Origin of the sequence: Pontibacter coccineus, assembly GCF_030546575.1 — a bacterium.
Lineage (GTDB): Bacteria > Bacteroidota > Bacteroidia > Cytophagales > Hymenobacteraceae > Pontibacter > Pontibacter coccineus.
Map to the genome: position 1 here is coordinate 108701 of NZ_JAUOTN010000008.1, position 24592 is coordinate 133292.

A 24592-nucleotide genomic window follows, 5' to 3' on the forward strand; every position below is an offset into this window, starting at 1 on the left:
CGTGGCTTATTTAGGAAGGTTATTGGCATTGATAGGGGTGGTGATGAAAGCGGAAGCCGCGCTCAGCACTTCGGCAGGCATCATGGCAGGGTCCAGACCTTTGGCGTCGGCAGTGTCGGAGAAGGTGCCGTTGGAGATAATATCGCGGATCACGGCGGCGTGGCGGGCCTCTACAGATACGATCTTGCCAGCCAGTGTCAGGAATCCGGCGTTCTCCAGGAATCTTCCGGCGCCGTTATAAGCTGCTACACCCAGATCTTCGAAAGTACGGGCAGTCGTGAGTATACTGTTCTTGTCGCTGAAGTTGATGGAAGTGAAGTTTACTTCGAGGTCAGGTATAGCCGCGGAACCCAGCGCTGCTTTGAGGAAATCACGGTGTATGGATTCGTGGCCTTTCAGGTCCTGCATGATCTGTTGCTCGGATTGGTTGAACACCCCCATCGAGCGGGCCACCACTTCAGTGTAGAAGGCTGCCTCCAACTGCTCAAGGGCGTAGGCATAGTTCAGGATACCAGTGTCACCGGAACCCAGGTCAACTGCCATCGGGTCCATTGGGCCTTTGTCATCGTCATCGTCGCACGAGGTCATGAAGAGTAGGGTGGAAGCTGCCGCGGTGGCGCTGGCATAACGCAAGAAAGCACGGCGCTGGATAGGAGCTACCAGGCCGCTCTTCAGGCTTAGGTCTTTCTCCGCCAGCTCATTCTGTAGTTTTTTCATAAGTTTAGTTATTAGGTAAAAGATATTGGAAAGTGCTACAGACAAACTGCTTGCCCGCCAGCGATGCCAGACTTACGAACTAGCCAGCTTGTCTGGATTTAGGGGAGTGAAAAAAAGTCAAAAAAAATAAGTCCACTTTAAAAGCGGACTTCTCTCTTCATTGGGGGTACTACTCTCGATTTAGGTTTACTTGTTCAGTCTCGGGCTGCACTGCGGCGGACTTTTCGAAATTATCTTTGATTTCACGCGATGATTCCTTGAACTCCCGGATACCCCGACCCAGGCCTTTGGCCATTTCAGGAATGCGTTTCGCACCGAAAAACAAGACAAAAACGAGGATGATCAAAATTACCTCAGGACCACCCAGGCCCCCGATAAACAATAATATGCTGGCTAACTCCATAGTCTCTTTCAGTTTTAATTGGTGAATGGAGCATACAAACGAATTCCAGGGCTATCCGGATTTCGCTGTCTTCACTTTTTTGGCTCTCCGTACATTTTGAGTAACCTGCCGCAAAACATAACTAATGCTACCGCTTTAGAATTTTCATCACTTAATTCTCAGCTGCTACAATTGAGTTTTATAATCTTTATCGTAATATTGCGATCTGTATTTCCTATACCTGACCAGACCGTAGCATGGCACAACCAACCCAGCAGCCCAAAAAGCAGATTGCCTTTTTTGAAAAATACCTCACCATCTGGGTGATTCTCTGCATTGTAGGAGGCACCCTGATCGGCTACCTGGCAGGTGACCAGATGGAGGTGCTGAGCCGGATGGAGGTATACCAGGTCAACATTCCAATCGCTATCCTGATCTGGCTGATGATTTACCCGATGATGTTGCAGATCGACTTCACCAGCCTCAAGCGCATCGGTCGCAAGCCGACCGGCATTGTGCTCACCGTAATCGTGAACTGGCTGGTCAAGCCTTTTACCATGGCTTTTTTTGCCTGGCTTTTCTTTTCCAACCTATACTCCGCCTTCATCACGCCAGAGCAGGCCGGTGAGTACATAGCAGGTGCCATCATTCTGGGGGCAGCGCCCTGCACGGCCATGGTGTTTGTGTGGTCATACCTGAGTGACGGCGACCCGAACTATACCCTTATGCAGGTATCTGTCAACGACCTGATCATCCTGGTGGCCTTCGTGCCGATTGTGGGCTTATTATTGGGCATTACAAACGTAACGGTGCCTTACGACACGCTGTTTCTAAGCATCGTCATTTATGTAGTGGTGCCGCTCGTGGCAGGTTTTCTGACAAGCCGCGCGCTGATCAAATCGAAGGGGGAGGCCTGGTTTACGAGGGAGTTTCTGCCCCGGCTCAAGCCTATGAGTGTGCTTGCACTGTTGCTTACCCTCATCCTGCTCTTCGCTTTCCAGGGCGTCAACATCCTCAGCAATCCGCTCATCATCCTCTTTATTGCCATACCACTCATACTGCAGACATACTTCATCTTTTTCCTGACCTGGTACAGCGGACGTAAGCTCAAATTAGGGTATGCGGTGTGCGCACCGGCGGCCATGGTCGGGGCCAGCAATTTTTTTGAGCTAGCCGTGGCGGTTTCCATCGCGCTCTTCGGCCTCGACAGTCCGGCCGCGCTGGTGTGCGTGGTGGGCGTGCTGGTCGAAGTGCCGATTATGCTCTCGCTGGTGGCTTATGCGAATAAAAACAAGTTTTAGAATTCCTAAACCCGCCTTTACGAAGACTTTTCTTTTGGCTGTTCCATACCTGCCCCATCATTGCTCACCAGCAGTTGCTGGACAGGCAGCGCAAAGCCTTTGCCTTTGGTATTGACGGCATCCATCATGGTTAGGAGTAGTCCTTCCTTGATTTCTAAATGTTCGTTAAAGTCGCTGGTCAGGATGTATGAGAACACTTCGACTTTCAGGGCATCCGCCGTTATCTCGGTGAGGCGCACACGAGCGCTGGTTTTGTCTATTTTGGGATGTGCGGTGAGTGTTTCCCGCAGCGCGCGCAACACGGCCTGTATCTGGGGGGGCGTGGTGTCATAGCGTAATCGCAGCGTAGGGTTGAACAGGAAGCGGTCGCGGTGGGCGAAGTTCTCGATCTTCTGCGAAGAAAAATCCCCATTCGGAATGGTCACGATGGTGCGTTCCGTGGTGCGCAAACGGGTAGAACGCATACCGATCTGCTCTACCGTGCCGCTCGTGTCGCCCACTTTGCAATAGTCGCCTACCCGGATGGGCTGGTCGGCAATAAGCGTAACACTTCCGACGAAGTTTTCTACCGTTTTCTGGGCACCTAGCGCCAGCGCGATACCGCCTATACCCAGCGCGGCCAGACCAGTGGTCACGTCGAAGCCCAGGGTGCTGAGAATGAATATGATGCCGAAAACGACCAGCGCGATCTTGGCGCCGCGTTGCAGGAAAAGCACAATGGAGATGCCCGCCATGTTGTGGCGTTCCACCAGGCGGCGCCTGCTAAAACTGGTGATCACATCCACCAGTCGCCAAAGGAGCAGCAACACCGCTACCAGGCCAATGATAATGGTTAGCTCACTAAAACGCTGGCGCAGCACAAACGAAATGCCCAGCCGCTGGCTCAGGTATACCAGCAGGACGGCGGCCAGGTATAGCCGTATCGGCAACGAGAAGGCCCTGATAAAGCCATGAGTCGGCTCGTTGCGGGTCTTGTGCCAGATGTATCTGATCAGGAATATCAATCCGGAGGTAATGCCCCAGGCAAGCAGGTAAGAAACAATGCCAATCAGCATCAGCCCCAGCCAGTGGCCTGTCGGTGCGCCACCCCAACGGTTTTCCTCCAGGAAGTCGGGCAAGGTTTTCTCAACCACGGTTTCGGTGGGAGCTGCTTCCTGCAGGGGCACTTTGCTCAGTGTTTCGGCTGCTATCAGCCAGATCGGGCCTCCCGACGGTCCCTCCGTTTTCTCGAGTAGGATGTCAACGTTCTCTTCATCGACGGTGGCCGTTCCCACACGCTCCAGATTGGAGGGTAGGTTGTCCTCGAGGTCGCCCTCCGGCAGGTTGCTGATCCAGGAGCGGGGAAGGGTTTTGCTGCGCTGGTCCAACATACGTTGCAGCGCCTGCGCCATGGCGGCCCCATCCTGAATCGTGTCGTTGGGCGTAACCAGGTTGAGGTAGGAAGCGGCCGTGTTATAGTCTCCGTCGGCTACTGCTTTGATAAAACCCGATATGGTGCCTCGTGGCGTGCGTCTGCCCAGGGAGTCTTCGGGCCAGGTTGGCGCAGCAACTACCGCCGTATCCTGTTCCACTGTATCCTGCGCACTCGTCACAGCAGGTATGGCACTGAACAGTAAGAGTGCCAGCCAGAACAGGTATGGAATTTTAATGAGCTTGATGGAGTTTAGGAGACTAATTGGTACAGGGAACATAATGCGTGGCGTGTTGGAGCTCTTCAATGCTGTCTGGCAGACGGCACCTGGGAGACAAAACTCTGTTACATCCTGCAATAACGGCTGTGCCTGTTCCGGGTTGTACGAAACACTCTCAGCAACATGGGCCGCCCGTAGCACCCAAATATGAAAAAATAATATTTAAGGCCATAAAATTTGGATTTGGTACAAGAACAGCTAACTTTAATACTGCTATTTTGTGTCTGATAGCGCCATTTCCAAAATTGACTATTTTATAAATTTACATACCCTTAATCCTACTTAATTACGCGTAGTATGAACAAAAAGACGACTACTCTACTTTGCCTGGGCCTCGCTTTTATCACTTTTTCCTGTGAAAAGGAAGTGGACGAGATGGGACTGGCTTCCAGCAGCACCCTGCAATCCACTGCTGTTAAAAACCTGAGCGCATCGGAGCTTGTGCCCCTACAGTCAATGGACGGTCAGGTACCGATACACGAAAATCTGCGCAGCACGCTGATGAGCAATGTCGTGGAGCCCTCTACCTGCAGTCCAACAGCATTTGCTGATGTACAGAACCGTTATTTTGCACCTTTGGCGAAAGATCTGATTGGCTTGTTTGGACCGAATGCCCAGGCGATCTATAGCACATACCTTACGCTGGGGCAATATGCAGCCCTAATCGATGAATCGGCTCAGTACTTTGGCGCCAACGGGGAGTATACCGACTTGATGAACAAGCGCAAGCGGGAGCTGGAGAAGTTCTGGAACATGCCAAACCAGATCCGGTTGAACGGGCAACACACCGCTACCCTGAACGACAGAGAAAGACTGGCCGATGTGTACGAGCTAATTGGTGTTGGCATTACGTCAAGAGAACAGGCCTACGCCGTAGCGGACCAGATCCTCTACTTCAACACTTTCTCAAATCAATTGCCGGAATCGCCTTTCTTTGCCGCAGATGGTTTTGCAACAACTTACAACAACCTGATCGTGATCGGTGACGGTCTGGTAGGTATGCTTTCTGAAACAGGTGTTGCTCAGGACATCGTGTGGACAGGTATACTGGCCCATGAGTGGGCACATCAGATTCAGTTTAAAAACACGAACGCCTGGTATCCGGCGGGTACCTTCGCCAGTCAGCCAGAGGCCACGCGTTACAAGGAACTGGAAGCCGACTTCCTGGCTGCCTACTACATGACACACAAGCGCGGCGCTACTTATAACAGCAAGCGTGTGGCGCAGTTCTACGAGTTGTTCTTCGAAATCGGCGACTGCGGTTTTGCAAGTGCAGGTCACCACGGCACACCGCTGCAGCGTATGGCGGCCGCTGAACTGGGTTTCCAACTTGCTGCTGATGCCCAGAAGCAGGGTCACGTTTTGACTGTAGAGCAGGCGCATGCCTATTTCGTCGCAAACATCAATGGCTTGTTAGCGCAAAACTAGCCAACAGTCCTTTTCATCAAAAAGCAGGTATAGCCGTTCGCGCTATACCTGCTTTTTTGGTTTCAGGAGATAGGGGGATGACGAGGCTATACCTTATACCTTCACAACTTTCCAGGTGCCGCGCCTGAAAAGCCACCAACTGACAAGGGCGTGAAATGAGTGGCAGAAGGCGATGGCGACGAAGATGCCGGTAGTCCCGAAGCCGAGGGTTTTTGCCAGCAGATAAGCCAGCGGAATTTCGATCAGCCACAGCACCACAATGTTGATGAGAGACGGCGTACGGGTATCGCCGGCACCATTGAAGGCCTGCACCATCACCATGCCCAAACCGAAAAAAACATAGCCCAGCGTAATGATCCGCAGCGCTTCGGAGGCCACCGCAATCACAGCTATATCCTTTGCAAAAAAAGCGGCCAGGTACTCACCAAAGAAAAGAAACAGGAGCGTGACGGCGGTCATAAAGATCATGTTATACCTGGCCGTCAGCCATACTGCCAGTTCGGCCCTTTTCGTTTTTTTTGCACCCAGGTTCTGGCCAACCAGCGTGGCCGCTGCCGAGGACAAGCCCCATGCCGGCAGCAACGCAAACACGATAAGCCGGAAGGCAATGGTATAGCCAGCGAGGGCACTGCTGCCAAACTCAGCAATAATACGGGTAAGGAAGATCCAGCTGGCCGAATCGATCAGGTACTGGCCCATACCGCCGGATGATACGGACAGAATACGCCTGATCATTGCCAAACTAACGACCAGGTTGTCGCGACCGACATTGAGCAGATGCTTACCGTTGAGGAGGTGGTAAAACTGGTAGACCACGCCCAGGCTGCGCCCGATGGTGGTGGCCCAGGCGGCGCCCTCCAGCCCAAGCCCATCGAAGCTGCCGATGCCGAAGATCAGAAGCGGGTCCAGCACGATGTTGGCGCCGTTGGCAAGCCAAAGCGCGCGCATGGCCAGGTGCGGCTGACCAGCCCCACGGAAAATCCCGTTGATCAGGAAAAGCATGATGATGACCAGGTTGCCCGCAAAGATGATCTGGGCGTAGCGCAGTCCGGTTTCGAGGAGGGCAGCATCCGCTCCCATCAGGCTGAGGAGATCGGCCGCAAACCAGGTGGCCAATATGCCCATGAGCACGGCCAGCACTGCACCCGTGACCAGAAGCTGGTAAGTGACGTTTCCGGCTTCATGGTAGTTCTTTTCACCAACGCGGCGTGCCACCAGGGCCGTGGCGGCAATGCTCACACCCATCCCCACCGAGTAGATCACCATCAGCACCGTTTCGGTGAGTCCGACGGTAGCCAACGCATGCGGCCCCAACCTGCCGACAAAGAAAATATCGACCACGGCAAACAGCGACTCCATCATCATTTCCAGGATCATGGGCACTGCCAGCAGCACAATACTCGTCCGGATGCCAAGCGTCGTAAAGTCCTGCTCCTTGCCCTTCACGGCCGACCAGACGAGCTGCAGAAAGTCTTTCAGGTTGTTCATGTGCGGAGTGCAGGTATAGCAGGGGTACGACAGAAGGAAGGAGTGGGGTTTGGGTATACGTGCAGGACAGGTACTGAATCGTTCGCAGGTATAGGTATAGGTATAGGTATAGGTATAGGTATAGCTTGCGGCGTAAGAAGTTCGCGCGAGTTTCAATCCCTATCCCTGGCTATACCTGTTTAATAGTAGGTGAACCATGTTTGACGTTCAGGATAGGAGAGACATCCCGAACGCTGGCTCCTCTTGCCTAACCCGCTAGTGACAGCCTATCGCAAAGCCTTGAAATATACCTTGAAAGTAGACCCTTCGCCTAACGTGCTTTCCAACTGGATCTCACCACCCATTTGCTCCACCATGCCTTTCACAATAAACAGTCCGACACCCGTGCCCGGCACCTCGCTGTGCAGGCGGGTATAACGCTCAAAAATAGAGTATTTTTTATTTTCCGCAATACCTATCCCGTTGTCGGTCACGGTCAGCAGTATGTAGTCGTCTGCCTTTTCCGTACGGATGGAAATGACAGGTATATTGCCCGGCTTTTGGTACTTGATGGCGTTGTTGAGCAGGTTGTAGATAATGCTCCGCACATTCTTTCGGGAGAAGCTGATTTCCGGTTCCTCAATGTGCGTTCTGATCTCAGCGTTGCTTTCGGCTATCCTGTCCCGAAGCGCTAGTTTGGCATCTTCAATGATGTTCTCGAAGTTCACCCGCTCCGGTGTCTGGGCAAAGCCCGTGTCGCTTGCCTGAATGTCGGCAAGTTCCTCCACTGTCTGGCGTAGGTTGGCCACGGACTCGCTGAGCATGTCTTTTATCCGCTGGCTATCCTCCTCGTCTTCAGTTTCTTCCTGCATTAGCCTGATCAGCCCTTCTATGTTCGAAAGGGGACCTTTTATGTCGTGGGAAATGGAGTGGATGATGTTCTCATAGTTTCTGTTCAGACTCTCGTAGCCTTTCAGAATCTGGATGCGGTCGTCGATGTCGATGAAGGTGACGATGACGCCGTTGGTTCTGTTATCCTTGCGCACGATGTACGGCAGAATGTTCATCTGGTACCAGCGCTTGTCAGTGGTCTGGATCTCCTTTTCCAGGTCTTTGCTGCTTTCGATCACCTCCGTGATGTTCTCGATGAAAGTAGGGAAGCGGATATTGCTGGAAACGTCCACGATGTGCTTCCCAATGTCGTCAGAAGTCAGCTTGAAGTGCCGCATGGCGGGGGGCGTGAACTTACGCAGGATCATGTTGGCATCTACGAACAGCTGCGGGATGATCGTGTTGTTAAAGTAATTCTCAAGTTCATCGTTCAAATCGATCAGTTTGCTGTGCGCCTTTCTATTGTATGTATGATCCATAAACCGGGTGTCTGACTATCTGCCTGCTTCCTCCCTGTAAGCATTATTCGTTCGGCAAAACCGAAAACAGCAGATGAATGAAAATGACCTGTATACGAAGGAAAATGAAAACGTTTGGACCAGGGTCCTGAAAATAACATTTTTTTAAGTTGGGGCTTATGGTAATGGTGAAAGGTAGTAGCGTGGAAAATCAAAGCGGGCAGCATAAAGATGTCGAGTGTCGGTGCCTCGAATGGAAGGGTACACGGGATTGAGAAAGTAATGCTGCGGCTTACCCTAAGTAGTTGAAACTATTAGTTTCCGTACTATGCAGGTGATTTACTATAGGGCGCCTGCCCGTTTTGTTTTTGGGCTGTTGTCTTTCCTTGTCTCCAACAGAACCCCTTCCGTGGGCCGGTAGAAGCACGCTTCAAAAAATGCCATATCCAATAGAAGCTGCTACACGTTATACTGCGCATATAGGTATACACTTATAGTATCATCCTGGCATTAGAAATCGAATAATATGAAATGGCAAGGCAGAAGAAAAAGTAGCAATATAGAAGACCGTAGAGGTCAGTCAGCGGGCGGTTTCGGTGGTGGCAGGGGCATTAGTCCCATGCTGCTCATCCCTTTGTTCCGTCTCCTCTTCTCAAAAGTAGGACTCATCATAGTGGGGGTGCTGCTACTGATCCTGTTTTTGACAGGGACCAACCCCCTGACGCTCCTGCAGCAGTTTGTAGGTGGCCAACCCCAGTACGCCCAATCTACCGATTACCAGCCGAGCCCGGAAGAGCAAGCACTGGCCGATCAGACGGCTGTGGTGCTGGCTGACACTGAGGATGTCTGGAACACGATGATACAAGGCTACAGGGAACCTACGCTGGTACTGTTTTCGGATCAGGTAAACTCGGCCTGCGGACTTGCTTCCGCAGCCACCGGACCCTTTTACTGCCCCGGCGATGAAAAACTGTACATTGACCTGAGCTTTTTCAGCGAAATGGATCGCAAACTGGGTGCCGACGGGGACTTCGCGCAGGCTTATGTGGTGGGCCACGAAGTGGGGCACCACATTCAGAAGCTGACCGGTACCATGGACCAGGTAAACGCCATGCGGGGCCAGTTATCCCAAACGGAATTTAATCAGCTTATGGTGAGAGTAGAGTTGCAGGCTGATTTCTATGCCGGCGTGTGGGCGCACCATACCCAAAAAGAAAAAGGTATAATGGAGCCCGGCGACCTGGAAGAAGCTCTGAATGCAGCCAGCGCTATCGGCGATGACCGTCTTCAAAAGCAGGCCACCGGAAGGGTGGTGCCAGACTCATTCACTCACGGCACCTCTGCACAGCGCGTCCGCTGGTTCAAAAAAGGCTTTGAGACAGGCGATGTCAATCAGGGCGATACCTTTAACGCCACTACGTTGTAAGGCAACTTCATAGCAGGTATAGATCGGTAGTAAAAGAAAAGCCTCTCCGGAAATGGAGAGGCTTTTTTTATGTTATTTAATGAAGTTGTTGTAGAGGCTGTTGATGATTTCTGCCAGTGCCAGGTTATACTCATTCACTTCCGGTGCGCTAGTCCCATTGGTGATCACCACAAACCCGAACTGCTCTTTAGGCTGAAAGAACATGGCGCTGTAGAGTCCGTAAGCGTTGCCTGTGTGCCCAACCAGGGCCTTACCGGGAATCAGGTTTTTCTCGGTCTTGAGCGCCAGACCGTAGCCATTGTCGGCGATCTTCTCCTGCATCTTTTTGGCACTCTTCTTCGAGATGATCCGGGTGCCTTTGTACTCGCCTTTGTTCAGGTGCATGGTCATGTACTTTGCCAGGTCGGTGGCTGACATTTTCATGCCGCCGGTAGGCGAGAAAATAGGGGTGCTTTGTCCCATTTTGTAGTTTTGTATTTCCTGCCGGCGCGGGTTGTAGGCCGAGGGTGAGGGGGTGAAGCTGCTGGAGTCAGCATTGTATTCATACAAGGTCACGAAGCGACTGGTGTCCAGGGAGTCTACATTATAGCCGCCGTACAGTCCCAGTGGGTTCAGGACATGGTGCTTCACGTACTGGTCGAAGCGCTCACCGGATAGTTTCTCCAGGATAGTGCCGGCTATATTGAATCCCAGGTTGCAGTACTCATAGCTTGTGCCGGGCTCGTAGTTGTTGTAGCAGGCAGCCCAGTTCGGGTTCTTGGCAGGATCGATGGTATCAAGGGTAAAGTAGCCCTGGCTGTCGTTTATGCTGGAGGTATGCGACAGCATCATCCGCAGGGTAATAACCTTATTGGGATATTTTGGGTTGCGCACCTGAAAGCCGACCAGCTTGCTCACATCATCATCCAATGAAAGCTTTCCCGCTTCGATCAATTGCATCAGGCCTGTCACGGTAAAGGACTTGGAGATCGAGGCGATCCTGAAAATGTCGTTGTTGGAAAGTGGTGTCTGGCTTTCGACATCCTTCAGGCCAAAGGATTTGTTGTAGACAATTTCACCTTTCTTCACCACGACCACCGCCAGTCCGACCATATCATGCTGCTTCATGAGGGCCTGTAGATCCGCTTCGGTTTTTGCTTCCTGTGCATGGCCGGAGAGAGTGAGAGTCATTAATGCAAGTGTTGTAAGCGTAGCTTTTTTCCAAAGGTTTTTCAGCATGGGTGTCATGGGGTGTGGTATATGAGAAGCCTAATATAAGCATCTGCCCCGGAAAATCGCAATGCCTTTTAACTTAAGCCGGGGAGAACGACAACTCTCGTATATTTACACCAGTATTAGGGCAGAACAAAGCAGATAAAGAAGCAAGGTATGGAGTACAGAAGATTCGGCCGCACAGGCTGGCAAGTGAGCGAAATAGGGTACGGGATGTGGGGGATGGCTGGGTGGACCGGTTCGGATGACCAGCAGTCAGACCGCTCATTGGACCTGGCCGTGGAAGGCGGCTGCAACTTTTTTGATACCGCCTGGGGCTACGGCAAGGGGAGGAGCGAACAGATACTCGGCCGCCTGCTCAAGCGTAACCCGGAAAAGCGCCTCTACGTGGCGACGAAGATTCCACCTAAAAATATGAAGTGGCCATCGAAAGCATCTGACAAGCTCGAAGACTGTTTCCCTGCCGACCATATCATTGCCTATACCGAGAAAAGCCTGCAGAACCTGGGGGTGGAAACGATCGACCTGCAACAGTTTCATGTCTGGGAAGACAGCTGGGCACAGCAGGAAGAATGGCAGCGGGCAGTGGAGAAGCTGAAAGCAGATGGCAAAATTCAGCACATGGGCGTGAGCGTGAATCGCTGGGAAGCTGACAATGTGCTCCAAACCTTGCACACCGGCCACATCAGCAGCGTGCAGGTCATCTATAACATTTTCGATCAGGCGCCGGAAGACAGCCTTTTCCCGCTTTGCCGCGAACTGGACATCGCCACCATCGCCCGCGTTCCTTTTGATGAAGGCACACTGACAGGCACTTTTACAACTGAAACCACTTTCCCGAAAGACGACTGGCGCAGCACTTACTTTGTGCCCGAAAATCTGAAAGCCAGCGTGGACCATGCCGACCAGCTGAAACCGCTTATACCTGCTGGCATGACCATGGCGGAGATGGCGCTGCGCTTTATCCTCAGCAATCCGGATGTGAGCACCACTATACCTGGTATGCGCAAAGCACACCACGTGCAGGCCAATTTGCAGGCCAGCGAAGGGAAAGGTTTGCCAGACGAACTGCTGGAGCAGCTCAAAACGCACCGCTGGGACCGGAAGCCTACGGAGTGGTCGCAGTAGTGCTTACCATTCCTGTTTCTCTTTTCCCTTCAGATCAAAAACACGTGAAATGTTAAAGCCAAAATAGATATCCCCGTCAGACCAGTAGCCTGTGTTCCGGGAGACAAAGAACTTCTCGACCATGCCCTGGGCATTTGTGAAGATAAGCTGGAAAACGTGTCCGCCGGTCTCGATATCAAACCCAAGAGAAAGGCCATTCCGGAAATCCTGGCGGGTCTGGTGAGAGAGCAGGTAATAATATTCTGCGTTGAAAGAAGTCCGTTTGGTGATCTTGTAGCGTCCGCCACCACCCAAGGCAAACACATTGTTCTCATCCTGACGAAGTGGAACGAGGTTGTGGTGAACGAGGGTGGGGGACAGTTGGAGCGAGAGACGCTCGGTAAATTTCCGGGCTAAGAGTACCTGTTGCGTATACGCTAAGCGGTGCCTGAATTCCAAATTGTTTTCTTCTTCCGGCCATTTCAGCGACCGGACAGCCGCGCTGGAAAAGAGTGTGAGCGTGACCGGCCAACCCTTATCGGTTTGTTGCTGCAGCAGCTTATACTTTAGAAAACCGTCAAAGGTCTTTTCCAGCGAACTCCTGCCTACACCAATGTCAAGCCTGTCTGTTATGCCGTACTCCAGCCCGAGGCGTATGGTGGCCTGGTCGAGCCCAAAAAGTTCATAGGCGCCGCTGTTCAGGGTGCCGAACCGGTGGGAGATCAGAAAAAGCAGCACGCCCTCGCTGTTCGTTTCCACCGTATGCCCGTTGACCAGGCGTGTGGCCTTAAAGGTTCCGGTCACCTGGTCGGAGCTTGTACTATCACTGGCTTCCGCTATTTTGAGCAGTTCGTCCTGTGCCTGCACAAAGACTGTCGGCAGGCAAACCAGCACCACGAGAAACCATTTCTTTATCATCGTTATAAGCTGTTACCGGTTAGGGGTGCATACAGGATATCCACGGTTATGTCTATTTGCCTGGCGATGTTGTTTCGTACAAGCCGGGGGATCTTTATGTCGAACTCCTGGGGCGTGACGGAGAAGGTGGATCTGCCATAAAGTCGCCCATCCTTCACTTCAAGTGTGCCCGGGGTGTCGATGGCTTTGTCCTTCCCATGAATGTTCAGCACGCCTTGAACCCGCACCTGATAGGCCGCATCCCTGGTTAGGTCAACCGTCCCCATGTTCGTTATTTTCCCCTTGAAAGTGGCCTTCGGATACTTGTCCGACTCCACATAATTTTCATTGAAATGCGTTTGCATCAGGGACTTCTGGAACTGAAACTCCTTCATCGGTACCGAAAAGACCAATTCGCCGGTGCTGATATCAAGAACAGAAACCACCTTTTTGTTATGTGCTTCAATGTCTTCCAGGGGAGCATCTGAAAAGAACCAGATATGGCCTGTTTTTGTGATGAAACGCGTTTGTGCCACCACATCAGCAAAAATGGTTAGCACGAGAAATATGACCAGGATGAGGTGTTTCATGATGCGAGATCAGTTGTTCGGGGCGCCGTCAGCTACCCATTTCTTTATTTTGTCAATATCACAAGCTGAGAGTTTTGAAGCGCCCTGTGGCATCGGAACGAAGCCCGGCGCATGTGTGATAGCGCCAATCAGCCGGCCTTCGTCTACCTTTGTCTTTACACCGCTGTAATTACTCAGTACCACACCGCCCTCTGCGATGTTGGCTGCATGGCAGGCGTAGCAGTTGGTAGCCAGTATGGGCACCACGCTACCCGAAAAAGTAACCGTGTTTGTGTCACATTGCTGAGCGGGCTGCTGCGGCATCAGATCTTCTTCATTGTCGTCAGCACAGGCCGCAGCAGCCAAAAGGAGGATGCCCAGCATCAGTTTGTTTATCGCAGTATAAGTTGTTGTCATGATTCCCTTGATTAGTTCTCGTCCTTTTCATCCTGGTGCCCCCATCACGGAGACTTTTTCCGGATGGTTGCCTTGGTCTGAAATAAAATCCATGCACCTGACAAGCTAAATTGAGTTGTCACATCAATCTTGCGGTTTTGTGCAGGTATAGGATTTCCGTTCTACCTATTTTGTGCTATATTTCAGCATAGATCGACACGCCTGTTTATTTAGATAACATGAGAAAGAACCTCCCGGCCGTTTTATGCGCCCTCTTTGCCCTGCTTTTTGCAAATGCCTTTGCGCAGGAAAACAAAAGCCATTTCGACCCAAAGAATCTGCAGCTGACTTATGAAGTAGCCGATGGAAAGTATGAAAACAAGCCGCAGACACTGGCAACACTCACCCTCACCAACACAGGCGAATTGCCTTTACCGGCCAGCGGGTGGGCCTTGTACTTTCATTCTTTCCCAGCCCTGAAACCCAAAGCCGAAAATGCACCTGTTAAGGTAGAGCATGTGAATGGCGACCTGCGTTACCTGGCACCGACTGCTTCCTTCAAGGAGCTTGCACCGGGGGCTTCGCAGCGCATCGAGCTTGTTTCCGGCGGGCTGGTCGTGAACGACTCCCGGACACCACATGGGTTTTATCTGGTCTGGGACCATGACAAGTCCAAAGGACATGCTACCGCGCAGATCAGCGTAAAAAAGCCGGACCAGCCCTGGGTAGATTGGCTGCAGGCGAAAGATGTCTATGCGCAAAACAAGGTGATCGCCGACATCCCGGAGGAAAAGCTAACCAAGGTATTTCCGACGCCGGCTGTCTACCATGAAACCGGCCAGCCTTTTACGATGACCTCAGCTATACCTATTGTAACAGATGCGGCTTTCATGCGCGAGGCTTCTTTGCTGGCTGACCACCTGGGCACCGTTTTCGGCAAAAAGCCGGTGATCAGTATGCTGGGTACGGGCAAGGCGATCCGTTTGCAGCAGAAAAAAGGGCTGGGGCCTGAAGCCTATGAGCTGCAGGTGAGTCCGCAGGAAATGGTGATTGCCGCCTCTACACCGGCTGGTGCCTTTTACGGAACACAATCGCTGAAAACCCTGATACCAGCAGTGGCACTGACTAAACTACAACGATCTGTTTCACTGCCTGGCGTGCGTGTTTCGGATGCCCCGCGTTTTGGGCACCGGGCCTTTATAATGGATGTGTCCCGCAACTTTCAGTCGAAGGAACAGGTGCTGAAGGTGCTCGATCTGATGGCGCTCTACAAACTGAACGTGCTGCACTTTCACCTGAATGATGACGAAGGATGGCGCCTGGAAATTCCGGGCCTGCCAGAGCTGACAGAAGTGGGCGGCAGACGAGGCCATACCATGGATGAAATGAATCAGCTGCAGCCTTCGCTGGGTTCAGGTCCGGATGCCGATAAAACCAGCGGCAGCGGGCACTATACTAAAGCGGACTTTATCGGGATCCTGAAGTATGCGACGGAACGCCACATCAAGGTCATTCCGGAGATCGAAACACCGGGGCATGCCCGGGCCGCTATTAAATCAATGGACTCCCGTTATGCCCGCCTGATGCAGGAGGGGAAACCTGAAGAAGCAAAACGCTACCTGCTCCGCGACCTGGAGGATAAATCGGTGTATCGCTCGGTGCAGAACTGGAACGATAACGTGATCAATGTGGCACTGCCCTCTACCTATGCCTTCCTCGAAAAGGTGGTAGACGAGATCCTGGTGATGTATAAGGAAGCCGGTGCCCCAATCCAGACCATCCACATGGGCGGCGACGAAGTGCCCAATGGCGTGTGGGAGAAGTCTCCTGCCGTAGAGGCTCTGATGGCGGCTAACCCGGAGGTAAAGGGTAAATATGATCTTTGGGATTATTACTTCGGCAAGGTGAACGACATGCTGAATGCCCGTAACCTATACCTGTCGGGTTGGGAAGAAATTGGCCTGACAAGGGTGGAGCAGAACGGAAAGAAAGTGTATGTGCCCAACCAGGATTTCAAGGCCAAAAACTTTCATGTGGACGTCTGGAACAACCTGTGGGGCGCCGAGGATCTGGCTTATCGCATGGCGAATGCCGGCTACAAGGTTGTGTTGACCAACGCCTCCAACCTATACCTGGATCTGACTTACCAGAAAGCCTACGAAGAGCCGGGACTGTACTGGGCCGGTTACCTGGACCTGGACAAGCCCTTCTACTTCATTCCGTACGACTACATGAAGAACCAAAAGGTGGATACAAACAACGATCCGATCAACCCGGCAGTAGTCTTCAAAGGGAAAGAACGACTGACTGCCTTTGGACGGACGAATATTGTGGGCTTGCAGGCGCCGCTTTGGTCTGAGATGATCAAAACCCCGGAGAGACTGGAGTACATGCTTCTGCCTAAACTGCTGGGTTTGGCTGAGCGCGCCTGGGCACCCGACCCGGCATGGGCAACAGAGCCCGATGCTGCCAAAGCAGAAGCTGCCTACAACCAGGCCTGGTCTGCCTTTGTGAATGTGTTGGGTAAAAGGGAGCTCCCGCGCCTAAGCCATTATGCCGGAGGCTTCCAGTATCGCATCCCGACCGCCGGGGCTGTCCTGGAAAACGGAAAAGTAATGGCCAATGTGCAGCTGCCTGGCTTCATCATCCGCTATACCACAGACGGTTCGGAGCCAACTGAAAAGAGCAAGGTATACACAGGCCCGCTCAGCGCAAAAGGGGAGGTGAAATTGAAGGTGTTTTCACCTTCGGGACGGTCTGGCCGTGTCGTGAAGGTTGGGAATAAAACGAGTTAAGAGTGGGGTAGAAGGGTTTTCTGCCCGCGGCGGAGTTTTTTTTGGCGGCGAGATACCGAGATACAAGTAGTAAAATAAAAGCCCCTCCATTTATGGAGGGGCTTTTTTACGTCCTTTGCTAGTGCGAGCTTGCAGCTTGTTCTGACTAATACAGAAGTTTAGAGGAGATTGTTTTGCTGGCTGTTAACCGGTTCGTTTCATTTTAAGCAGACAGGTTAAAATTCTCTTGCCATTCTGTAAAGAATCTTGTGAGAAGGGAGGTTAAGCCTATGCTACTCGCTACCAAGATCCTTTCAGGATGACAGAAAGGAGAGGGAAACGCCCCTGCGGCTACAGGGAGTTCAGTATTTCCGGTACGTTGTTTTGGGCTGCGTTTACCAGGGGGGACACCGGGTAGGCTTTCATTTGGTTTGCATCATAGGGTTTGAGCAACGAAAGTAGCTCTTCCTGCGATTCATGTGCATCCAGCCAGAGTTCTTCTGCTTCCGGTGAAAGGATGACAGGCATGCGGTCGTGGATCGGCTTCACCAGCTCATTGGCCTCGGTCGTGATGATGGTGTAGGTATGCAGAAGCTCCCCCGTGCTTTTATCCAACCACTCATCCCAAAGACCGACAAAACTGAACGTATCTTCTTCCTTTAGGAGTATGCGGTAGGGAACCTTACCATGTTCCGTTACTTGCCATTCAAAGAAACCATCAGCCGGCACGAGGCAGCGCTTCGAGTCCAGCAGTTTGCGGAAGGAGGGTTTTTCAGCGAGCGTTTCAGCCCTGGCATTGATTGCCCGCTTCACCGCTTTTGCATCTTTCGCCCAAAAAGGCTGCAGCCCCCAGGAAAAGAACTGGATAGCATCAGGATGATCGTTTGTGACAACGGGCAGGGTCTGCGAAGGAGCCGCATTGTAATGGGCTTCGTTCAGGCTTTTCGCCAAAAGCTTCGCCGCTTTCGATTTTCCCTTTGGTTTAGCTAGTGCCGAGTATCTGCCGCACATGGTGAATGGTGTTGTTGGTATAGATTATGTTTTACGATGTTGGGGGTAGATTGGCTGTTGAGTCTATTAGCAAGTAGGGAAAGGTCGCGACTTGTCCCTACGAAAGATGTTGTTACGCGACACTCATCCCAAACTCCCTATACCTAGCTTCGGCCTGCTCCATGATTTCATCGAGTATCTCCTGCAGCTCGTATTTTACTTTAAAACGCAGCACCTTTTTAACGGCGAGTTGTAGCTGGGCTTTAGTATCCTCTTTTTTGTACCAGTCAGGTTGACGGGCACTTTTCTTTACTTCGGATAGAATCTTCTGCACGAGTTCTTTGATCAGGTCGAAGTCCTGCACGGCGTTGGGGTGGTTAGCCAGAATCTCGTAAAAGGCTTCTTCTTCGTCTGTGATGCCGAGCTGGTTGCGGCGCTCGTCTTCTTCCTGCATTTGCCGGGCTACTTCACGGAGTTTCTCCATGGCGACCAGACTGTCGAAAAAGTGGTTGTGGTAGTCGGCTATTATGCGTTCAACTTCCTCTTTCAGCCTCTTATACTTCACCAGGTTTTTGCTGGATCGCAATTTTATTTCATTGTTCATGATCTGACGCAGAAGCTCCAACTTCAGCTCATTACCGGTCTTCTGTTCTTTGGCAGTTGCCAGGAAATCATCGTTGATGATGGAAATGTCGAAGCGCTCTATACCTGCCATCTGGAACACATCGACTACTTCTTCGCTTTCGATGGAGCGGTGAATCAGATCTTTTACCTGGGTAGCTGCTTTCCGGATGTTACGATCCGGATTCTTAGCCTTGCGTAAGGCTGCGCCTACATGCTGCAGGTATACAATGTCTGCTGCAAGCTCATTAATGTTGTCGTGGCTTTTGATGATAGGAGCGAGGCTGCTGAGTTTCTTTTCGTTCAGCATGAAAACCTTGCTAAGCTCATCTTCGGCTACAAGGTGGTTCACGACGTGCTGTACCAGCTTGAACTTTTCGGTTTTAGGTATAGCCGAGAAGTAAGGTATAGCTGCGTGCACCGAAGCAAAGACCAAACTGTCCCCTTGAGGGGACCATAGGGGTGTAGATGGCTGTTGATCTACTGCAAGCTTTCCTGCGATGGTAACAGGCCCACCCGGCAGCATTTCCCGCAACTGCGAAATCGTTTCCTTCGCCAGTTCAAATGCCTCTTCAATATCAAAAGCTACTTTGCCTTCGCCTCCTGCGGAGGTATACTTCTTGGTAGCATCACGTAGTCGGTTGCCTATACCTATGTAGTCCACGATCAGGCCGCTGGGCTTGTCACGGAATACGGTGGCGACGCGGTTGACGGCCTGTATCAGGTTGTGGCCGCTCATCACTTTGTCGACATATAAGGTATGCATGGCAGGGTTGTCGAAGCCTGTGAGCCACATGTCACGCACGATCACGAGTTTGAGCGGATCGTCTGGATTTTTGAAGCGGGATTTTACTTCCTCCATCTGCTCTTTGGAGCGCACATGCGGATTCCATGCAGGTGGGTCTTTGGCAATGTTCGTGGTCATGATCACGGCCACTTCAGGGCAGCCTTCCAGCGCTGTGAGGGCATCATAGAGCTTCACGCAGTTGCGGCGGCTCATGCACACGATCATTGCTTTGCCCTCCACACTCGCGCCATACCTGGTGCGGGAGATATAGTGCTGCAGGATGTCTTTGGCGATGGCTTCGACGCGGGCGGCAGAACCAGCGGCATCTTCCATGGCGGCCCACAGTATTTTGTTCTTTTCGTTTTCTTCCAGCCCGCCCGTAATCTCCTCTGCTTCTTCTTCGAGCTGCTCGTTGCCGAGGTGCAGTTTGGCCAGGCGCGGCTCGTAGTAGATCGGCACTACGGCTTTGTCTTCGGTGGCCTGGCGGATGTCGTAGGTATGGATGATATCGCCGAACACGGCTACGGTGTCAGCGTCTTTGCTGTCGACGGGCGTGCCGGTGAAGCCGATGAAGCTGGCTTGCGGCAGGGCGCGGCGCAGGTTGTTGGCAAAGCCCTGCACCAGGCCGTACTGCGTGCGGTGGCACTCGTCGGCAATTACGATGATGTTGTCGCGGGTGCTCAGGACGGGGTGCTCCAGCTCGCGGCCGTTGGCGTTGTCTTTCAGGTTGAACTTCTGCACGGTGCTAAACACCACGCCGCCGCTATCACCGCTGAGCAGGCTGCGCAGCTCGTCGGTGGTGTTGGCAATGCGCACTTCACCTACCAGGTCTTTGGCGGCCACGAAATCGTCGAAGAGCTGGCGGTTGAGGTCGAAGCGGTCTACCTGCACCACAATAGTCGGGTTCTTGAGCTCGGGCAGCTGGCGCAGGATGCCGGTGTAAATGGCCATGGTAATACTTTTGCCGGAGCGGGTAGTGTGCCACACCACGCCAATGCGGCCGTCGCCGTAGGGCTTTACGGACTGCAGTGTTTGCTGCAGGGCGTACTGTATACCGAAGAACTGGTGGTGCTTGGCGCCTTTCTTGATCAGTTGGCCTTTGTCGGCCTCGTGGAATATGTAGTGGCGCACGTATTGCAAGAGGCGCTCGGGCACTAGCAAACCTTTGATCAGGGTCTCCAGTGCGAATCCAGACGGGATCACCTCTTTGCCGTCTATACTTTTCCAGGCGGCAAACCACTCCAAGCCGCTGCTGTACATGCCGTGCAGGGTAGTTTGTCCATCGCTCACGACGGTCAGGGCATTGTATTCGAAGAGCTGCGGAATCTGGTAGGTATAGTGCTGCACCTGGTTGTAGGCAGCTTCTACGGTGGCGTCCTGGCTGAACAGGTTTTTGAATTCGAAGAGCACCAGCGGCAGTCCGTTCACGAAAATGATGAGGTCGGGGATGCGCTTGCTTTTGCCGATGATGGTAAACTGGTTGACCACCCGAAATTCGTTCTGCGAAATATCGTCGTAGGCGATGGGGTAGAAGTGGCCGAAGTGCTGTTTGCCGGTTTCGTCTTTCCAGGTTTTGCTGATGCCTTTGCTGAGCTTGAGGTGGAAGGCGTGGTTGCGCTGGTGCAGGTCTGCGCCGGAATTGTAGAGGAACTCCTGCTTCAGCTCGGCCAGCACTTTTTGCGGCACCTGCGGGTAGCGGCGCTGCAGAAAGGCCTCAAACACGTCTTCGAGCACGACTTTACTCAGGTCGCGCTTTATCTCGGAGCCGTGTTGATAGGTATAGGGCTCCTGTTCGCGCAACCAGTCAATGGCCGCTTGCTCAATGGCTTCTTCAGCTAAGTACTGGCTCATGCAGCTCTTCCGGTTTGATTTGCATTACATCAATTTCTCCCGAGATGAGTTTGGGGAGGAGCGCGTCTCTAGTATTAGATAAAGTAATATTCTCCTTTAAGTTAGCGTGAATTTTCAGGTATAGTGGCTTGAGCTTTTCTTCAAGTGCAATTACTTTGTCCTGAGCAGGAACAGTAATTTTGATGTCACGCAACGTGTTGGTTGTGATTGTATCGAATACTGTTCCGTAGCTATTTCTTTGTAGTTCTTCTATTTGATGTTGAATGATCTGAAAGAGCACAAAATCAGCATTTTTATACTTTGCTTTAAGAGCGTAGTTTGATTGGCTGATCGTCATTTCAACTGAGGCTATACATAGTTTTCCTACGGTTCCTCTTGCTGTGATTATTGTTGAGAACTGCGGAATAAACTTAGCACTACTTTTAAATAAACCAATATCTGTAATCTTCTTTTCTGTCGCAATTATAAATGTGCCGTCATTCGGAGTAACATCTTTAGCAGATACCCAAAGTATGTCTCCGTCCCAGTATTCACTCACTGATGTTTTAGGTGTGCCTCCACCTATTAGATTTGCAAAATCTAGCAGACTGATTGCCTCTTGGTTTTCTTCATCAATACCATCCACGAAACACTTCCGGAAGAGCGTTTGCGCCATTTGCTCCAGCGTTTCGTTCATGCGGCAGTTCAGCTCTATTTTGTCATCCAGCGCGGTTAAGATTTCGGCTATGCGGTTCTGAACTGACACCTCCACATGTGCTAAAATTTCAAATTCTTCTAGCATACCTTTGGTCAAGGCATTGCGTGTCGCACCAGTAGAAGCGAGTGATAAAAGTCTGTCTTTATTAAACTTTGTCAGCAAGCTGTACTTCAGGAATTCAGGAGAAAGTTTAGAAGTATTAGTACGAAGTATAGCAACGTGTTGGTTCACCCTTGCTGGTAAATAAGCATTCGGCACCTGGCATACTCTAGAAACAGAATCGCCAGTAATGTTTATCAGCACATCGCGCTCCTGAACTTCTACATTAGCTAAAGCTTTGGCCTGTGCTTCATTTATAAAAGCTAAGCCATCTTCAGTGAAAGTAAAGTCAAGCACATTCTGGCTTCTGATTAATGTGATACCTTCAGAGATATAAGCAGATTTACCACCTTTTGGTGTGGCTCCGCTGCCTATTTTAACGCATACTTCAGATAGTTTGTATGTAATCCAATTTGACATCATTAGCTTTATTCATCCAGATTAACATTTAATCTGGTGTCCCAATTCAAAAGATGACAAATTTACATGACTTAATCAAACTATATAGATAAAGCTATAGTTTATGTATAATATTTGGCATTGTCATAGTTTATATGACAATATGTCTTGATGCTAATATTGTAGTTAAAAATAATCTTTACCAGAGAACATGTTTATATGTCGTTGATTATTAGTCACTTGAGGTGTGTGAAGAGAAGCGGTAAAAGATTGAACTAATAAATATCGAATTGAAATTTGTTAGCTTATTAGAACTGGCATATATATAGCTATGGCATATTCGCCTTGATGTTGATTCAAGGGTACAGGATTAAAGGTACGCAATTTAGTGCTCATTTCCAAAACCACGCTGAGACTACTTAGCATGGCAAGGATTGAACCATATGTATCTCCCGCCACCATGCAGGTCGCCAGAGATGTGAGGTTGAGGATTAAGTTTACTGCCGTCATCTTGTTTCTATTAAAATTCCCCAGGGCCAAGTAATTGGCCTTAATGCCGAAGGTGAATGCCAACGTCTGAGGGTTAAATTCCTTGGAGGGCTGTTATGTGAAGACTTGTGAGGTAGTTACAGTCTGTAGTGCGAAGCAGTGATGCTTAGCTAAGAGTGGAGATAGGGCTTCTAAGAGGTGAAATTCCTCTGCGGACCGGGGAGGATGCTTTGCATTTTCTTTGGGTACTAATTTGTAAGCATGGATGAAGACTCGAAGAGTGTCCGTAGCCTAAGCTCCCATTAAATCACATATCCTTTACTAATGCTGTATACAGATCAACTTTGGGAAGATTGGGAAAGGAAGACCCTAAAGAATTTTAAGAAAAAGACCTACCTGCATTTCGACCATCCCTTCGATTTTCCTAAATCCAAAGGAGAAATTAAAGAAATTGTAAGTTCTATAGATAAGGCTGCAGCACACTCATTCAAGCCGCTCGTAAAAATCAAATTAAAGACACCACGTTACAGGTATCAAGAAGAATTTGCTGGCAGTCCACACCTATCTGCTAAAGAAAGAAAAGAAAATTACGGTCTAGAAACTAAAACTAGACCCATTTCATTTGCCTCTCATTTTGATAGGTACATCTATAGCTTTTACTCTTTTTGTTTAACCCAGAGGTACCAGGAATATATAAAAGTTGAGGGGTTCGATAATTGTGTCTATGCCTATCGAAATGATCTTGATGGTAAATGTAATATCCAGTTCGCTAAAGAAGTTTTTGATTATGTGAAAAGAACTGGATCATGTACAGCCATAGCTTTGGATATAAAAGGTTACTTCGATAGTATAGATCATCAAAAATTAAATGAAAAGTGGTGTAAAGTAATTGGTGTTGCTAATAAGGAGCTTCCCAATGATCAATATAACGTCTTTAGGTCTCTTACAAAGTACAGCTATGTTAACAATGTTTCCTTGTTAAAACACTATAAAGTAGACTTAGAAGAATATAAAAAGAGCACTAAAAAAAAACCTACACTAACAGACTTAGTGCCCGGACTAAAATTTAGAAATAAGTTTGCCGAGTTAAGAGAAAAGAACATTATAGTTCAGAATAATTCTTATGAACCCTTACCAGATGGGACTATGCGCTATTTCGGTATACCTCAGGGGTCTCCTATAAGTGCTCTTCTTTCAAATATATATTTAATAGACTTTGATGAAGAGATTTATAGGCTGAGCCGGAGTGATAACTTCTTCTACAGGCGGTACTGTGATGATATAATTCTAATTGTACCTAATAGCAAAGTTGCCTATTATCATGAACTGATTGTAAATCGAATTGGAGAATATCATCTCAAAATTCAGTCTAAAAAAACAGAGAAAATACTATTTTCTAAAGATAAGTTAGGAAAGCTCAGAGGTTTTAATTTTGATAAGATAGGCTTTGCTTCCGGTTTTGATGAAGCTGTGAATGAAGAGCTTTTCTATAAAAATCTACAATATTTAGGCTTTGAGTTTAACGGCCATAAGACCTTCATTCGTAGCACCAGTTTGTCTAGATATTTCCGAAAAATGCATAAACGGATTATAAAGACAGTCTATATGTCTTATAGTCCTAATGCTAAAGGAGAGAAAATTTTCAAAAGACAATTATTTGAAAGGTACACACATTTAGGAAAGCGAAACTTCCTGTCATATGCTTTGAATGCTTCCAAAAAGTATTACTATAATAATAAGGGTAAAAAGAAGGAAGGAATGGGCGCTCCTGAAATCCGAGGGCAAATAGCGCAGCACTTAGATGTTCTACTTGCTGAGTTAAATAAGAAAACAAGCGATCGAATACAGCACAAGCATAAAAAGAAGAAGCTTAAAAAGATAAGGAGGTAAAAGGTAGTTTACCTCCTTATCTTTTTATTTTAGTATATCTCAAACAGCAACTT

At 50.1% G+C, this 24592-nt stretch carries 19 protein-coding genes; 6 read left to right on the forward strand and 13 right to left on the reverse strand.

Going from position 1 to position 24592, the window contains the following annotated elements; translation table 11 throughout:
• Positions 1-6 precede the first annotated feature (6 nt).
• Positions 7-717, reverse strand: coding sequence for a ferritin-like domain-containing protein (locus Q4E40_RS17160; RefSeq protein WP_303413881.1), 711 nt, complete (start codon positions 715-717; stop codon positions 7-9).
• A gap of 169 nt (positions 718-886) precedes the next feature.
• Complete coding sequence (gene tatA, locus Q4E40_RS17165) at positions 887-1120, reverse strand: twin-arginine translocase TatA/TatE family subunit (protein WP_303413882.1); 234 nt, start codon at positions 1118-1120, stop codon at positions 887-889.
• Between the two features lie 236 nt (positions 1121-1356).
• Here tatA and arsB point away from each other — a divergent pair, with 236 nt between their 5' ends.
• Positions 1357-2400 carry an ACR3 family arsenite efflux transporter gene (gene arsB, locus Q4E40_RS17170; RefSeq protein ID WP_303413884.1) on the forward strand — a complete coding sequence of 348 codons (1044 nt, stop codon included), beginning with the start codon at positions 1357-1359 and terminating at the stop codon, positions 2398-2400.
• Between the two features lie 17 nt (positions 2401-2417).
• Here arsB and Q4E40_RS17175 read toward each other — a convergent pair whose 3' ends face one another.
• Positions 2418-4091: a mechanosensitive ion channel family protein gene (locus tag Q4E40_RS17175; protein WP_303413885.1), complete on the reverse strand. Its 1674-nt coding sequence runs from the start codon at positions 4089-4091 to the stop codon at positions 2418-2420.
• Between the two features lie 297 nt (positions 4092-4388).
• On the opposite strand from Q4E40_RS17175, the gene Q4E40_RS17180 reads away from it, so the two are divergent.
• Positions 4389-5519 (forward strand): hypothetical protein, encoded by a 1131-nt coding sequence (locus tag Q4E40_RS17180; protein ID WP_303413886.1) that lies wholly within the window; start codon positions 4389-4391, stop codon positions 5517-5519.
• A gap of 93 nt (positions 5520-5612) precedes the next feature.
• Here Q4E40_RS17180 and Q4E40_RS17185 read toward each other — a convergent pair whose 3' ends face one another.
• Together Q4E40_RS17185 and Q4E40_RS17190 are read right to left on the reverse strand one after the other, a co-directional pair.
• On the reverse strand, positions 5613-7007 hold the full coding sequence (locus Q4E40_RS17185) for an MATE family efflux transporter (protein WP_303414040.1): 1395 nt from the start codon (positions 7005-7007) through the stop codon (positions 5613-5615).
• Positions 7008-7273: 266 nt separating this feature from the next.
• Positions 7274-8356, reverse strand: coding sequence for a sensor histidine kinase (locus tag Q4E40_RS17190; protein ID WP_303413888.1), 1083 nt, complete (start codon positions 8354-8356; stop codon positions 7274-7276).
• 505 nt (positions 8357-8861) lie between these two features.
• Here Q4E40_RS17190 and ypfJ point away from each other — a divergent pair.
• Entirely contained in the window at positions 8862-9761 is a 900-nt protein-coding gene (gene ypfJ, locus Q4E40_RS17195) for a KPN_02809 family neutral zinc metallopeptidase (RefSeq protein WP_303413890.1), read from the forward strand.
• A 72-nt stretch (positions 9762-9833) separates the two neighbouring features.
• Here the strand turns inward: ypfJ and Q4E40_RS17200 are convergent, their stop codons facing one another.
• Positions 9834-10931: a serine hydrolase domain-containing protein gene (locus tag Q4E40_RS17200; protein ID WP_303413892.1), complete on the reverse strand. Its 1098-nt coding sequence runs from the start codon at positions 10929-10931 to the stop codon at positions 9834-9836.
• 198 nt (positions 10932-11129) lie between these two features.
• Here Q4E40_RS17200 and Q4E40_RS17205 point away from each other — a divergent pair, with 198 nt between their 5' ends.
• Positions 11130-12101, forward strand: coding sequence for an aldo/keto reductase (locus tag Q4E40_RS17205; protein ID WP_303413894.1), 972 nt, complete (start codon positions 11130-11132; stop codon positions 12099-12101).
• 3 nt (positions 12102-12104) lie between these two features.
• On the opposite strand, the gene Q4E40_RS17210 is transcribed toward Q4E40_RS17205, so the two are convergent.
• The 3 genes from Q4E40_RS17210 to Q4E40_RS17220 are packed head-to-tail and all read right to left on the reverse strand — an operon-like array spanning position 12105 to position 13963.
• A complete protein-coding gene (locus Q4E40_RS17210) occupies positions 12105-12998 on the reverse strand; it encodes a DUF5777 family beta-barrel protein (RefSeq protein ID WP_303413896.1) in 894 nt (297 codons plus the stop codon).
• 2 nt (positions 12999-13000) lie between these two features.
• Positions 13001-13567 carry a YceI family protein gene (locus Q4E40_RS17215; RefSeq protein ID WP_303413898.1) on the reverse strand — a complete coding sequence of 189 codons (567 nt, stop codon included), beginning with the start codon at positions 13565-13567 and terminating at the stop codon, positions 13001-13003.
• A gap of 9 nt (positions 13568-13576) precedes the next feature.
• Complete coding sequence (locus Q4E40_RS17220; RefSeq protein ID WP_303413899.1) at positions 13577-13963, reverse strand: c-type cytochrome; 387 nt, start codon at positions 13961-13963, stop codon at positions 13577-13579.
• Positions 13964-14181: 218 nt separating this feature from the next.
• On the opposite strand from Q4E40_RS17220, the gene Q4E40_RS17225 reads away from it, so the two are divergent.
• A complete protein-coding gene (locus tag Q4E40_RS17225) occupies positions 14182-16737 on the forward strand; it encodes a family 20 glycosylhydrolase (RefSeq protein WP_303413901.1) in 2556 nt (851 codons plus the stop codon).
• Positions 16738-17067: 330 nt separating this feature from the next.
• Here the strand turns inward: Q4E40_RS17225 and Q4E40_RS17230 are convergent, their stop codons facing one another.
• From Q4E40_RS17230 to Q4E40_RS17245, 4 genes are all read right to left on the reverse strand, one after another.
• Positions 17068-17727, reverse strand: a complete 660-nt coding sequence (locus Q4E40_RS17230) for an SOS response-associated peptidase (protein ID WP_303413902.1) — start codon at positions 17725-17727, stop codon at positions 17068-17070.
• A gap of 112 nt (positions 17728-17839) precedes the next feature.
• Positions 17840-20965, reverse strand: a complete 3126-nt coding sequence (locus Q4E40_RS17235) for a type I restriction endonuclease subunit R (RefSeq protein ID WP_303413904.1) — start codon at positions 20963-20965, stop codon at positions 17840-17842.
• On the reverse strand, positions 20946-22184 hold the full coding sequence (locus tag Q4E40_RS17240) for a restriction endonuclease subunit S (protein WP_303413906.1): 1239 nt from the start codon (positions 22182-22184) through the stop codon (positions 20946-20948). Before Q4E40_RS17240 ends, Q4E40_RS17235 begins: the two co-directional genes overlap by 20 nt.
• A gap of 276 nt (positions 22185-22460) precedes the next feature.
• Positions 22461-22733 carry a hypothetical protein gene (locus Q4E40_RS17245; protein WP_303413908.1) on the reverse strand — a complete coding sequence of 91 codons (273 nt, stop codon included), beginning with the start codon at positions 22731-22733 and terminating at the stop codon, positions 22461-22463.
• 240 nt (positions 22734-22973) lie between these two features.
• On the opposite strand from Q4E40_RS17245, the gene Q4E40_RS17250 reads away from it, so the two are divergent.
• Positions 22974-24539 carry a reverse transcriptase/maturase family protein gene (locus tag Q4E40_RS17250; RefSeq protein WP_303413910.1) on the forward strand — a complete coding sequence of 522 codons (1566 nt, stop codon included), beginning with the start codon at positions 22974-22976 and terminating at the stop codon, positions 24537-24539.
• The last annotated feature ends 53 nt before the right edge of the window (positions 24540-24592 follow it).

Coding starts and splice junctions, on each gene's coding strand:
- Q4E40_RS17250 (WP_303413910.1), top strand. CDS start 22,974: ATGCTGTATACAGATCAACTTTGGGAAGATTGGGAAAGGAAGACCCTA.
- tatA (WP_303413882.1), bottom strand. CDS start 1,120: ATGGAGTTAGCCAGCATATTATTGTTTATCGGGGGCCTGGGTGGTCCT.
- Q4E40_RS17200 (WP_303413892.1), bottom strand. CDS start 10,931: ATGACTCTCACTCTCTCCGGCCATGCACAGGAAGCAAAAACCGAAGCG.
- Q4E40_RS17180 (WP_303413886.1), top strand. CDS start 4,389: ATGAACAAAAAGACGACTACTCTACTTTGCCTGGGCCTCGCTTTTATC.
- Q4E40_RS17230 (WP_303413902.1), bottom strand. CDS start 17,727: ATGTGCGGCAGATACTCGGCACTAGCTAAACCAAAGGGAAAATCGAAA.
- Q4E40_RS17185 (WP_303414040.1), bottom strand. CDS start 7,007: ATGAACAACCTGAAAGACTTTCTGCAGCTCGTCTGGTCGGCCGTGAAG.
- Q4E40_RS17240 (WP_303413906.1), bottom strand. CDS start 22,184: ATGATGTCAAATTGGATTACATACAAACTATCTGAAGTATGCGTTAAA.
- Q4E40_RS17190 (WP_303413888.1), bottom strand. CDS start 8,356: ATGGATCATACATACAATAGAAAGGCGCACAGCAAACTGATCGATTTG.
- Q4E40_RS17235 (WP_303413904.1), bottom strand. CDS start 20,965: ATGAGCCAGTACTTAGCTGAAGAAGCCATTGAGCAAGCGGCCATTGAC.
- Q4E40_RS17215 (WP_303413898.1), bottom strand. CDS start 13,567: ATGAAACACCTCATCCTGGTCATATTTCTCGTGCTAACCATTTTTGCT.
- Q4E40_RS17210 (WP_303413896.1), bottom strand. CDS start 12,998: ATGATAAAGAAATGGTTTCTCGTGGTGCTGGTTTGCCTGCCGACAGTC.
- ypfJ (WP_303413890.1), top strand. CDS start 8,862: ATGAAATGGCAAGGCAGAAGAAAAAGTAGCAATATAGAAGACCGTAGA.
- arsB (WP_303413884.1), top strand. CDS start 1,357: ATGGCACAACCAACCCAGCAGCCCAAAAAGCAGATTGCCTTTTTTGAA.
- Q4E40_RS17220 (WP_303413899.1), bottom strand. CDS start 13,963: ATGACAACAACTTATACTGCGATAAACAAACTGATGCTGGGCATCCTC.
- Q4E40_RS17205 (WP_303413894.1), top strand. CDS start 11,130: ATGGAGTACAGAAGATTCGGCCGCACAGGCTGGCAAGTGAGCGAAATA.
- Q4E40_RS17175 (WP_303413885.1), bottom strand. CDS start 4,091: ATGTTCCCTGTACCAATTAGTCTCCTAAACTCCATCAAGCTCATTAAA.
- Q4E40_RS17160 (WP_303413881.1), bottom strand. CDS start 717: ATGAAAAAACTACAGAATGAGCTGGCGGAGAAAGACCTAAGCCTGAAG.
- Q4E40_RS17225 (WP_303413901.1), top strand. CDS start 14,182: ATGAGAAAGAACCTCCCGGCCGTTTTATGCGCCCTCTTTGCCCTGCTT.